Here is a 12,197-nt window from a genome sequence, read left to right as displayed (position 1 = left end):
CTCATCCTTCAGCCAACGCTGAATGTCGCCGGTGTAGACGACGCGCCGAAGTTGGCCTGATACCCACGTGCGGCCGCCGCGTCCATCTCGACCGCACGGACGATCCGGTACGGAGATCCCGTCGAGTGGAACCCGCGGGTAAGTCCTCCGACGCCGGCGAACAGGTCGAGCACACGGAACGGTGCGACCTTCCCAGCGCGGTCCGACGGATCATCTGCCTCGAGCTCGGTCGAAGGGGCTGGAGCGCTCAACGCGCCACCACGAGCCCGGAGAAGAACCCGGCATCCGGCTCCTCGGGGGTGCCGATGAGCACGGCACGGTCCAGAAGAGTGTTCTGCTTCTCGCAGCTGACCTCAGGCAGCAGCACGCAGGCGTGACAGGCCGCCAGGTTGAGCCCTCCGGATCCGCCGGCCACGGACTCGATGCACACCGGGTCCTGCGTGCACCAAGCCCGACGCACCTCGCTCGATCGGCTCGCCTGATTTCGGGTTAGGTCGTAGGTCACCTCGACGCTCTCGGCCTAGAGTTCCTTCGCGGCGGGAGGGGGCAAGCCATGTTTCTACATCACGGCAGCGAACGCCCGCCTGACAGCTTGGAGCGCGCGTCACGCTTAGGAAAGACTCGGCCGCGTTCACGCTTAGGAAAGACCCGACCGCGGCCCTATGATGACCATGGATGCCTTGGCCAGCGTGTGTGCCGCTAGGTCATGGAGTACTGGCTTGGTCCGCAGCTGGAGTGAATTGTTTCCGTGGGTTGTGCTTGTCGAATGTTCGGTGGACTGTAAGGTGTGGCGCAACGCAGTCCCAGCGAGCGTGACCAGTTTTGGCGTGCGGCCTGAGTTGGTTCGCAGTCTCTAATCGCTCCAAAACATTGATGGAAAGAACGAACGAAGGTCGAGAGGTTTCGCATGAGAACCCAAGGGTGGGAACTGTCGAGGGCGAAGCTAAGTTTCTGGACCCTTATCGCAATCGTGCTAGGTATTGTTCTAATAGCGCTGGCCCCAAATGCTTCATCGTCGACTGTCGGGAATTATCGGTTGCCGTCGGCTCGGCGTCAATCTCGATCGCGGGTGCGCTTCTCATTACAGAGTACTTCCTTAAACCTGCATATGGCCGGGCTCGCGCTCTAGGCGCAGCGCGAGCGGCGCCTTGCTTGACGCAACTGGTTGACTTGCTCTACCAGATGACGGGCAGGCGGATCGTGCGGGCCTGGTCCGCCATCGCACGGGTGATGGCCTGACGGATCCACCAGGTCGCGTAGGTCGAGAACTTGTAGCCCTTGGTGTAGTCGAACTTCTCCACGGCGCGGATCAGGCCGAGGTTCCCTCCTGGATCAGGTCCAGGAAGAGCATGCCGCGGCCAGTGTACCGCTTGGCCAGGGAGACGACCAGGCGCAGGTTGGCCTCGAGTAGATGGTTCTTGGCCAGGTGACCGTCGTTGGCGATCCACTGCAGCTCGCGGCGCAGCTTTGGCGCGAGGTTCTCGCTCTCGGTCGCCAGCTTCTCCTCGGCGAACAGGCCGGCCTCGATGCGCTTGGCGAGCTCGATCTCCTGCTCGGCGTTCAGGAGCGCGACCTTGCCGATCTGCTTGAGGTAGTCCTTCACCTGGTCCGCGGTGGCCCCGGCGGTGACGACCTGCTGGACGGGCGCGCGTCATCGCTCGTGTATGAGATGACGAGGGCGCCCGGGTCCGGAATCTTCTTGTCGACGATCAGGGGGGAACTCGCTCTGCCGTCGTTGCCCTCCCGTCCGGACCACGAATCGGAACCCGTCGCGGGTGCCTGCGAGGTGGCTGAGGGTGACGACGCCTATGCTGGAGTCACGCATATTGCCACTCTTGACGCAGCAGGAGAAGCGGTTATACATGTGGTGGCTCTGAAGACACTTCTGCAAAAGCTAGGGGCCTGGCCTGTCATGTGACGTTACGCCGCTCATGAGTTTTCGCGCTTCTCTACAGGCGTGGCCTTTTTTGCAGTTGCTGCTGATATGTGAACGATTGGACCGAATGGCAGGTCTGGCCCAACGCTTGGCGCGGTGAAGGGGCTTCCTGCCGTGTTGGGGGCCGCCCCGGATGATGCGGTGTGCCGGCATGGCTCCGAGTTAGCGACTAGCTGCAACGTGTCCCGGATGCGAAGCTGCGAACATGTACGCGCGGCGAACGTTCACTAGGTCCGGCTTAAGTGGTGCGGAAAAGGAGGAGCTTGTCGTAGTGGATGGGATCGCATCCCAGCTACAGTCGTATCTGGCATCGAGCGCAGCAGAACTCAACGCAGTCCACATCCACGGTGCGGGTAGTGCCGCGGTGCAGGCGATCGTTTCGCGGCTGCTGAGGGACGAGCTTGGTTTCTCCGAGGAGGTGGTGATCGATCCTTCTGACGGGTTGGTCACCCGTGCTGCGCTCGAGCCACTTGGCGGCCAGCGTCCCGTAGGTGCCCGGCTCCTCTTGGAGGCCGAAGACCGTCAATCCGTCGTTCGTGTACTCATGGTTGTCGAGCAGATACTCATCACCCCACTCGCCTTGGAGCGCCCGGCATCCCCGGCCGTCGTCCCAGTAGCCGATCTGCAGGGTGCAATGCCCAGGCGGTACATCCACCCCGGGCACGTCGGTCATCACCACCAACGGGCGGAGGCCCGCGACGACCCGGAAAGCGTCCAGGGCTACGTCGGGGACGGCCCAGTGAGAGACGTGGGCGGCGAGGCGAGAAGGAATTCACGTTCTGCGTCAGTCCGCGGAGCATCCCCTGTGAGCGGCGTCCCCATCCCGCCAACGTAGAGCAACACAGAGCCGGACGATCCGTGTTCACTCTGGCCCTCTCCGTTGACAATCCCAGGAACCGCCATCACCAACGGATATGGACTGCGTGGCCGGTTACAGGCACGGCCAAAGTCGGTCCGCGGTGGCGTCAGAGGCGTGGCTCAAGCAGCTGGCTTGCTCGGAGCGGGCGCTAGAGTCCGACTGATCGCTCTATCAATGATGACGGGAGCCTGTTGGTGGACGATGGATCCGACGCGCGGCGCCTGGATCACCTCGCTGAGGAACTCGAGTTTGCGCTCGTGCTCCCTATCCTCCTGCTGCTCGTCTTCGGCATAACCGAGTTCGGCGCGCCTACTACGCCCAGACGACCCTCTCTAACGCAGCGCGGGACGCCGTTCGAGAGATGGCAATCCACACGCCCAGCAGAATGCCATTGATAGGGCTGTTGCGTCAGCCTCTGCACTCGGCATCACAGCGGCCGCAGTCGCAATCACTCCCAGCGACTGCTCTCCGCCGACAGGACTTCCCACCGCAGAGGCAGTGATCACCCACGATCTGGACCTCATCTTCTTTGGTGAAGTGACGCTCACCGGAAAGGGCACCATGCGATGCGGTGGTTAGACAAGGAGCGCGGCGCAACTGCGTCGTAGTCGCTCTTCTCATGGTCCCACTTATAGGCTTCGCCGCGATTTCGGTCGACGTGGCGGCTAGTTACGCCGAAAGGCAGCAACTTCAGAACGGCGCCGACGCTGCTGCCCTCGCCGTCGCCCAGGAGTGCGCCCTCGACGGTTGCCCCGCTGACCCCGAGGCGCTAGCTGATGCAATGGTCCTTGGAAATGTCAACGACGGGACGGTCGACCAACGTCCTCGATCTGCTTCGGACATGTCTCAGCCTGGCCGTGTCGCGGTGACCGCCACGGAGGACCAAATCTGGGTCTTCTCTGCATTTGTCACTTCTGGTTCAGCTCCTAGTTGAAGAGGGGGCGATTCGGCCGCGACGGGGCGCGTATCGGTTGTTGGTTCTGAGAAGAAGTCTCAGAGGTTTCAGGAGCCCCGTAGGCCACTTGTAGAGATAGAGAGGTAGAGAGTTAGGTAGAGAGTTACGAGGTAGAGAGTTACGAGGTAGAGAGTTACGAGGTAGAGAGTTACGAGGTAGAGAGATAGAGAGATAGAGAGATAGAGCTAACACCTACCCTTTTGTTTCTCATCCTTCATCTTTGGCAGAAAGGTTTGAGGGTCCGACACCTTTCAACCTCCAGGGAGGCGGGAGGATTTAACCCCCCAACCCTTTCCATTGCCTTCCGTCGTTGGATCAGAGGACTCACTATCCCCCTTTGTTTCTCCCTGCCACCGCATGAAATGAGAGGAGAGCAGCGTCCGCCTTTTCGTTGCTATCTCGCGACAACAACCCTCAAATCTGGTCCAGAAGATCGAGCGACTCGACCAATGTGAACGAAAAGCTTTCTGTGCTCGATCAGATCCGAAAGGAGACCGCAGCGTCGAGGCGGCTGTCCTTCGTATAAGGTGGCGTCTGATCGCGCCTGCTCTGATAGTGGCGGGCGTTGCAGGCGGCGTTCTCTACGCCGCTCTCTCCGGGATTGCTGCGTTGCCCGTAATCCTCGGCGGGTTGACGGTTGCTTTCAACAATCTTGCTGAGCTTGAGTCAGCCCGACTGCAGAAGCAACTTGCCACGGTCAGCATTGCACGCGCGACATTAGTTTCGCGCTCGGCGGGCCTCTTCACCATCATCGTCAACGGCCAATTCAGCTGGGCCATGCTCGTTTGCGGAGTGCTCTATTTGCAGCTCTCGCTGTCTCCGCACGCGCCACCCGTACCCGCTCGAGGACGGAAGGATCGACCTTCAGAAGCGACATACGAACCGCATACCAGGGCGGGTACATGTCCACCGCTATTCTCGACGTCATTGGTGCCCGATCGCCATTTCTGGTTGCCCCGCTCGCCATAAGCCCAGTCCAAGCAGGTGCATTTTCGGCTCTGCTCAGCGCTCAGAAAAGCGTCGTCTCCGTGCTAACAGCGACACTTTATACTGTGATGGCCACTCGCTCGACTACCCGCTCGAACGGTACGTGGACGAACTCTTTGGAGAGACTTGTAGCCTGGTGTTCGTTACTACTCGGGCTACTGGGCTTCCTGCTGACCGACGAATTTTGCGGTAGGCTGGCCCAGTCTCAGCGAACGCGCGCGCCGCAAGGCTGCACAGCTCACGGACGCCGGGCGTCCCGTGTCTGAACGCACCGTCATGCGGTGGGTGACCTTGTACCGCCAGGGCGGTCCTTCCGCGTTGCTTGACCGTCGCCAGTTCAGGAAATCCGCTCCGCTGGGCACGCTAGACGAACGGCTCAGGGACTCACTCATCGCGGTCATCTCACGGGCGACGAATAGTTCCACGACTACCGTGAAGACCCTTATCGGTGACGCGAAGGCAGAACTGCTACGCCGTTACCCGGGCGAGGAGGTGCCCGTCCCCTCCGATCGACACGTCCGTTCATCGTGACGTATCGGGGACATTGATGCCGAAGTGGCTCAGCAGAGCAATGGCGGTCATATCGGCTCCTCAGTGGCTCAAGATCTTCGTGGTGGGTGTGCCATCAAGTTGTCGAACGAGGTCGGGCAGCAAGTGCAGGATGTTCCGCCACCGGAAGTCGTAGAAGTGATACGCCCGTTCGTTGTAGTCACGCTGATATCTCTTAGGTGACTTCTCGTGGCGGGAGAAGTCACCCTTGAAGGGCATGAGGTCATAGCCCCTCACCCCACCACGACCTCCCCAAGACTTGGCGCGCTTCTCGCACTTCGCTGCAAAAGTTCGCTGCGAAGCCCAGCGGGTTGATCTCACTGCGATCACGGCTCCCACTGCGCACGAACGTGATGTCTCCAAAGTCAAGGCCGGCTCGTGCCTGCACCGGTTCGATACCCCCGCATCTTGAGCCACGGGTTCACCTCCTGCTGGATGCCGTCCAGCGCGAACGCACAGGCGGCAAGCGCAAAGACACCCGTGATGGCGGAGTCGCCCGGACTGAATCCCGCGAAGAGTCCATCTCCGCGGAGTCCCAACGGATGGCCACCGAAACGGGTGACCACCTCGACGAACCCGAAAGCACCGCGTGGGCAAGGTCCACTACTTCGTCCTCGTCGTCCCAGAACGTGCGTCCGGTGAAGTCGGTGAGGTCGAGAAAGACGGCGACCATCGGAGCAGTGCGACGCTGGTGCCGAGTGATCGAGTGTCAGCGCTGAGGAAGTGGTCGGGTCGGCGCACCGATAGGTCGTTGAAAAAAATTTCGTTCAGTTCGAAATCATAATTCTGACCTGTGTGCACCAGGACGTGCTCGGTCGTCTCTTCGAGTCGTGCGATGATGCGAGACAATCGAATAATCTCTGGTCGTGTCCCAACTACGGTCAGGACCTTCAATCGTCCACCCATCATACTTCCTCTCGGTACGTGTCAGGGTCTGTAGGGTCGAAGAGTTCGTTCGTCCAGAAAATTGTGGCGAGTTCTGACGACCCTGTGTTGGTAATGTTGTGAGCCCAGAGCGTGGGCATGTCGATGATGCACGGTTCGTCGCCATCGACGTCGAACGAATGGTCTCGTCGGTGAGGACGCGTCTCAGTGAGATGCGGGCCTGACCGCCGACGACGACAAAGCGTTCGATCTTCCGGAGGTGGAAGTGCTGACCACGTGTCACTCCTGGTCTGGTGCTGGAAAAGAAGGTCTGGCCTTCGCTTCCGTGGGCCCTGACCGTTTCGACTAGGCTGCCTCGGGAATCCACGTGACGATGAAGGGGCACCGGGGGATAGGTCTGAAACATGGCCGCACGTAGGGTATTGAATAGTCGTACTTCAAGATTGCTCGCCAATGCCGGTATGTCGCCGCTTCGATACTGTCCGAATTGGTATTTAAGTGTTCGGAGGCCCACTGAACTTCACCCGTTTCAAGCGAAAGGATGGTGAGCTCTGATCGATTGGTGCCGGTAAGCGCCAGCAGAATTTTCAGGCACAATCGCGGGCGCCCCCAGGCGTCGCTGTTAATGAGCCGGCGCCCTGCGAGCTGGCTACAGCGCTATGGCAAGGTTCAGGGCTATGGAAAGGTTCAGGCACCCTATACACCACGTTTCACGTGAAACGGAATCACGTTGCCTGCTTGAGGGGGGGCGTGCCAGCTAGAAGCGGCGCCAGATGGAAGCGAGGGCAATAGGCGACCGCGAGACGAGGCTGGGCGTCTATTCCTCGCATCATCTCTCGGCCGATCGAGCGGCACCGGCACAACTGTCCGGCTGCAGGGGCCTTGCGTGCGCTCGCGGCTCCGTCGGCCTCGGACGTCACGGGCGGGGCGCGGTCTCGTGGAACCGCCGCGCCTGGTGCTGCCGCCAGTGCCGGGCACTGTTGACGCAGGATCGGACGGTAGTCGGACCTGTGCGGCACGAGCCGCTCAGGGCGGGGATGGATCACCGCATCGTTCCACGTGGCAGCGCAATGTCCGTACTGCATCTCAATCTCGTACTCGGGACCGAGGACTGTCAGGGCGCGCTCAACTGCATCCTCAATGGGTTTGTCCCTGTCCGAGAGGTGCATCTTCCACATCTCGACGGTGGTCCATAGTTGGGACCATAGGCGCTGGAACTCCTCCCAGGTGCCGTCGACGGTGAATGACTTGGTGCCGGAGAGTTGGTCTAGGCATGAAACTTTGCGATGACTTCACCGAACATCTCGTTGCGGCGATGCAGTTCACCGGTGCGACGTTCTTCTGCGACTGAGTACCGTGCAACCCCAGCCGCTACAGCGGCGCCAATGACGCCGCCGAGGACCGCTCCCCCAGATTTCTTCCACAGGAGGAACGCTACAAGTCCGTTGAGACATGCGTTCCCCTGGACCTCACCAAACATGGCGAGGCGATCCACAGGACGCGCTGTGTCAGGCCGTCTGGGACACGAACTCGGCAAGCGGAGTCAGGTCATGCTCCCAGAACAGAATGACGCCCGAGTCCTGGGCCGTCTCAAGGCATCTCATGTCAAAAAAAAAAAACGCCGGCCAGGACCACCGCGGTAAGCATGTGCGTGCCGAACTGCTCGCGCCAGTCAGTGGCCTTGCCTCCGACTTCGCGATTCACTCGCTTCCAACTGTTCTTCGGGCCGTTACTTACCTTGCATTCGATGGCCAGCAAACGGCGTCGTGCAAGCGGGCGGGGACGTCGCACTTTGCCTTGGCACCCTGCAAGGAGGCCACGACGTTCGTCTACGGGGGTCTCACCCACTGTGCCCCGGCCTTCCCAGACCGTTCGACTACACCGCGACTTTCTCACTCCCCCACCAGCCCGGCAGAGCTGGTCAGCAGGTCCCCACGACCCCCGAGGGGTGCAACGCCCCGCCCGGCTGTCACACACCCCCCCGGTTTTAGCCTCGTCCCGCTTTTCGCTCGCCACTACTCACGGAATATCTCTTTCCTGCGGGGTACTGAGATGTTTTCACTTCCCCCCGCGTTCCCCCCCCCACACGCCCCTATATATTCAGGCGCGGGGTAAACCAGACATGACTCTGGCCGGGTTTCCCCCATTCGGACACCCTCGGATCACAGCTCGTTTGCCAGCTCCCCCGAGGCTTATCGCAGGCTACAACGTCCTTCTTCGGCTCCTGGTGCCAAGGCATCCACCGAATGCTCTTAAAAAACTTGACCACAAAAGATCAAAGATACGCTGGGATAGTTGTTCCTGCTGGCGACAGTTGCGCGCTCGCAATAGCGATTAAGCAGCTGATCAACGACCCAGGCCGTGTCGATAACTACAAGCGGAACGCTGTGGCGTTCGCTCATAGGATCGCAAACGAGTCGGTGGGTGAATACGTTATGGATGCATTAGATCACGCATTCACTTCAGACCGCGCAAAACCGAAGCCAGTTCCGCCGTGGGTCGTATAGGTCTTTCATCCTTGACAGGAAGGTCGTTAGCGTCGACCGACGTTGGTGAATAGTTGCTCAGAGTGAATCTGCCCTATCCGCGCACGTCAGTCGAGCACCGGAGGGACTTTTGTGGTCACGAGTGTGTTCCGATTGATGAACGTAGTCGGTTTATGAATATAGCCAGTGTGAAGTAGACATTCGCAATGTTCTAGAAGGCAGGCACGTGCGCAGGTGTCAGATCCCGCTGACAACGTCAGCGTAGAGGTCGCATATTCCTCGTGAAGATTACCGAGGGGACGCGCATCGGCGCCATAACTGATGTCGGTGTGATGTTCACACCGCCGGGTCGTGTTTATCTACCCCGCTGGCCCTGGTTAGAACGGACGCGAAAGACTCACCCGCAATTTGCGGGCTGAGTTGGCCCCCTAGGGGTTTTCTCCAGCAACGTTAGTACGCCGCCAACGTTGCCGGCTCGCTCGAGTGCTACAGCGATCAAAGTCGCGATTTCTGAGCGCGAAAGAGTTGCCCAAGTCACGGTGGCGCTCCGTCCCGAGATAGGACAGACGACCGTGGAGGATGTTGTCGAGCCGTTCGCCGAGCTCCGCCGCGGCAAGCATTACGGGCTCACGGTGAAGGTTTAGTTGCTCCTTCGCCTCCTGATGGCGAAGTTCGACCTGCTCCGACTGCTTCAACCGCGCCTGGAGGCGAGCCAGGCTATGTTGCTGTTGCGCCGACCATGCCGCCGCGATTACGGCCGCGAACCCCGGCGATCAACGCGACGGCTAGTTCACCGCTCATCTGAGGTATCTCCACTTGTCAGGGTGCGTTGCCCATCCAACACGAGCCAAGCGGGTCGTGAGTCCGAGTCGGCGTGGGCGGGACAATAGCCAGGGGCGGGCGAGGTCGTGGAACGGCAACCGCTGCAACGATTCGGTCAGCGTAGGGATCATTCATGGTGGATTTCCACAACGTGACCCGAGATCACGTGCTGGCGGCAATGGCTGAGTACGACCGCATGGGCGCCGACGACTTTCTCGAGCGGCATGGGTTCGGCCGCGCCCGTGAGTACGTGCTGTGGTCGGACGGTCGCAGTTATGACTCGAAGGCGATTCTCGGGGTGGCCTATCAGCGTGCCACCGGACTGCCGTTGTCTGCGGACGGCTTCTCGGGAGGCAAGTGCGGCGCTGCCCGGGTCCGCGACCTCGGTTTCGACGTCACCAGCCCTGAAGTCACCGCGGAACTGGATGATCTGGCTCGTTTTTCGAGGGCGTTGGATACGGCATTGCGGCTGGTATCCCAGCGTGCGAATGACAAGACTCCTATTACGACACCACGCGACTTTTGGTAGCCAGAGTTTCAGCGAGCACCCCGCGGTTTCGGGAGAAGTTGGAATCCTAAACAATGATATTGTTGATGAAGACCTTAAGGGGCTCGGACGCTGGCTCAAGAAGCATGTCGACTATGCCGCTTTAGAAGTGCGGCGCCGCCAGCACGCCCGCCCGGTCCGTACTCCAGGAACTTCTCACTTCACATTCTTCCTGAAGGCTTACGTCTCGCGCTGGATGCCTGCTCGACCGCTGGTTCAGTTTCTATACATGTACGTGCTTCGGCGTGGCTTCCTCGACGGACGCCAGGGTCTGCTTTTCTGCTTCCTTCACGCGTGGTTCCAGATCATCATCCAAGAAATGGCGAGGGAATCGCAAGCGCAGCCCGAGGCTTTAGGACTCCGTCGGTAGGCGTCACCACTTACCCGCTCCTCCCAAATCGTGAAGGGGTCACACTTGTCAACAATATATATTATGGCGGGGTATTATTATCCGGCCACCAAGGCCGGACCGCGCTCAGCGCCTGCGTAGCGAAAGGTTCAACAGCCACGGGGAATCGTCACGCCACATCCCTCACCTGCGATTAAGACGTTTAACACGGATGAGGTCAAACAATGACCCGAGACAAGGTTAAACGAACCTTCCACGCCGACTTTCACATTGAGTGACCGTGGTTACATTGACGGCGGTATCCACGTCCTGCCAAGGTTTATTTCGCAAGACCCGAGATGGCCGGGTAGTCAGTTCCGATCGGATGCTGGCATGAACGAGAATTTGCTTGGAGGGAATGGTGGTGCGCTGGTCTGGTAAGTCAAACAAACGTAGACCTGTGTTGCTCCAGGACTGGACCGCAATAGAACGAGCAAAGGCACTGGCGTTGGGCGCTAATCCTGACCCAGACACTACGCCGTCCGTACAGGCGCGAATGTTGCTCTTGGCTATTGGCCGCGTGCAATTAGACGGCCACGCACACTTTGCTCCGGGCGAGTTGAGGGACTTGCTCGGCAAGGCCAAGCTTGAGGATGGCGGAGAAGTCTCGCCGTGCTCTGGAAGCACCGTTAACCGCGCAATTGATGCACTCGTGGATGCTGACGTTTTCCACCCGTCATCGTGGCTCCGTTGTCTGAAGTTTCAGATGAGCATCGTGGACTACGCCAAGCGATCACCCACGGGGACTGGACGATCTTCTTTTCACCCGGCCGGCCTCGCTGATCTTCTGGGCACTGATCGTGCTGTCGCTCGTCTATGTCTGGCGATCGGAGCGCAAACAGCGTGACCAGATGGAGACGATCCTCGAAGAAGGCAGCGAGGACGCCGTCAAGGTCGCACGGACCGTGGACTGACGCACCCAACGACGCCGCCACCCTGAACACACCATCCAAGGAGTGATGCGATCAAGCCCGCAGCTCAGCGCTACGCCATCGCAACGGAAAAACTCAGAGAGACCGCTCCGCCCCGAGAGTCAAAACCGACGAGCTCTCACCAGTGAATGCGAAGGACACGATGTTCGACAAGAACCGCTACGGCAAGATCCTGGTCCCCGTCCTGACGCCCTTCGGGGATGACCAGGAACTCGACCTGGAGAAGTTGACGAGCCTCATCGACTACCTGATCGAGAACAACAAGGCCGACACACTCATCCTCTCCGGGACCACAGGGGAGTTCCACACTCAGACGTTCGACGAGCGCGTAGCCGTGTTCGAGGCCGGCGTCGAGGCCGCTGCCGGCCGCCTGCCGGTGGTGGCTGGTATTGGCTGCACGTCCACCAAGGAGACAATCGCCCTGGGCCGCGGGTCCTGGCCAGCATGTCGCCACTGCTAGCAACGTCGCGCTGCAAGGCCGGGCCGCTGGGAGGTTTCGCAGAGACAGGGCTACCCGACACAGACCCCGGATCTGAGCGCACCGGACCACGCGGACCTTCCGCACGTGCGGAGGGAAGGCGAACCGGGTTCGCTGATCCTCCGTGCGCAACGGTTCCAGTTCCGGCCCTTCGCGCAATTGCGGGTACTCCGACTTGTCGACTGGCGTTCACCGCTGCAGTTGCGGCTCTGTACGCGTACTTAGCCCCGATGGCAGCGGAGCCAACGACTGGAATTGCCGCGGCCATCGAGAACGACGCGTTTAGGTAGTCGCCTTCGGCCGGGTACCAGAACCTTGACTACGTCGGCAGCTTCGCCCACCACGGGCACCATGCAGACGATGTCAAGTACTC

Annotated in this window: 7 protein-coding genes, 2 pseudogenes and 1 other annotated feature; of the genes and pseudogenes, 4 read left to right on the top strand and 5 right to left on the bottom strand. The window is 60.2% G+C overall.

Annotation, left to right across the window (positions count from 1 at the left end; genetic code table 11):
• Window positions 1-8: 8 nt before the first annotated feature.
• From DA06_RS27845 to DA06_RS27830, 4 genes and pseudogenes are all read right to left on the bottom strand, one after another.
• Window positions 9-251, bottom strand: coding sequence for a DNA cytosine methyltransferase (locus DA06_RS27845; protein ID WP_418606593.1), 243 nt, complete (start codon window positions 249-251; stop codon window positions 9-11).
• On the bottom strand, window positions 248-430 hold the full coding sequence (locus DA06_RS27840; protein ID WP_043509453.1) for a hypothetical protein: 183 nt from the start codon (window positions 428-430) through the stop codon (window positions 248-250). Before DA06_RS27840 ends, DA06_RS27845 begins: the two co-directional genes overlap by 4 nt.
• A gap of 710 nt (window positions 431-1,140) precedes the next feature.
• Window positions 1,141-1,648 (bottom strand): annotated as a pseudogene (locus DA06_RS27835) (sigma-70 family RNA polymerase sigma factor); the annotation flags it as partial.
• Between the two features lie 580 nt (window positions 1,649-2,228).
• Entirely contained in the window at window positions 2,229-2,609 is a 381-nt protein-coding gene (locus DA06_RS27830) for a hypothetical protein (protein ID WP_418606592.1), read from the bottom strand.
• Between the two features lie 380 nt (window positions 2,610-2,989).
• Between DA06_RS27830 and DA06_RS27825 the strand changes: the two genes are divergently transcribed.
• Window positions 2,990-3,190, top strand: coding sequence for a TadE/TadG family type IV pilus assembly protein (locus DA06_RS27825; protein WP_418606590.1), 201 nt, complete (start codon window positions 2,990-2,992; stop codon window positions 3,188-3,190).
• A 176-nt stretch (window positions 3,191-3,366) separates the two neighbouring features.
• Entirely contained in the window at window positions 3,367-3,729 is a 363-nt protein-coding gene (locus DA06_RS27820) for a pilus assembly protein TadG-related protein (RefSeq protein WP_418606589.1), read from the top strand.
• A gap of 2,250 nt (window positions 3,730-5,979) precedes the next feature.
• On the opposite strand, the pseudogene DA06_RS27815 reads toward DA06_RS27820, so the two are convergent.
• A pseudogene (locus tag DA06_RS27815) lies at window positions 5,980-6,192 on the bottom strand (UDP-N-acetylglucosamine 2-epimerase (non-hydrolyzing)); the annotation flags it as partial.
• A 1,662-nt stretch (window positions 6,193-7,854) separates the two neighbouring features.
• Window positions 7,855-8,421: a sequence feature (23S ribosomal RNA rRNA prediction is too short), on the bottom strand.
• Window positions 8,422-9,612: 1,191 nt separating this feature from the next.
• Between DA06_RS27815 and DA06_RS27810 the strand changes: the two are divergent.
• Together DA06_RS27810 and DA06_RS27805 are read left to right on the top strand one after the other, a co-directional pair.
• On the top strand, window positions 9,613-10,008 hold the full coding sequence (locus tag DA06_RS27810; RefSeq protein WP_418606587.1) for a hypothetical protein: 396 nt from the start codon (window positions 9,613-9,615) through the stop codon (window positions 10,006-10,008).
• Between the two features lie 1,462 nt (window positions 10,009-11,470).
• On the top strand, window positions 11,471-11,806 hold the full coding sequence (locus DA06_RS27805) for a dihydrodipicolinate synthase family protein (protein WP_418606586.1): 336 nt from the start codon (window positions 11,471-11,473) through the stop codon (window positions 11,804-11,806).
• Window positions 11,807-12,197: the final 391 nt, after the last annotated feature.

Origin of the sequence: Georgenia sp. SUBG003 (assembly GCF_000715355.2) — a bacterium.
Classification (GTDB): Bacteria; Actinomycetota; Actinomycetes; order Actinomycetales; family Actinomycetaceae; genus Georgenia.
This window is presented reverse-complemented; position numbering and strand designations above follow the sequence as displayed.

Excerpts from the sequence above, each read along its gene's own strand:
- DA06_RS27830 (WP_418606592.1), bottom strand. The coding sequence starts at position 2,609 with ATGACCGACGTGCCCGGGGTGGATGTACCGCCTGGGCATTGCACCCTG.
- DA06_RS27810 (WP_418606587.1), top strand. The coding sequence starts at position 9,613 with ATGGTGGATTTCCACAACGTGACCCGAGATCACGTGCTGGCGGCAATG.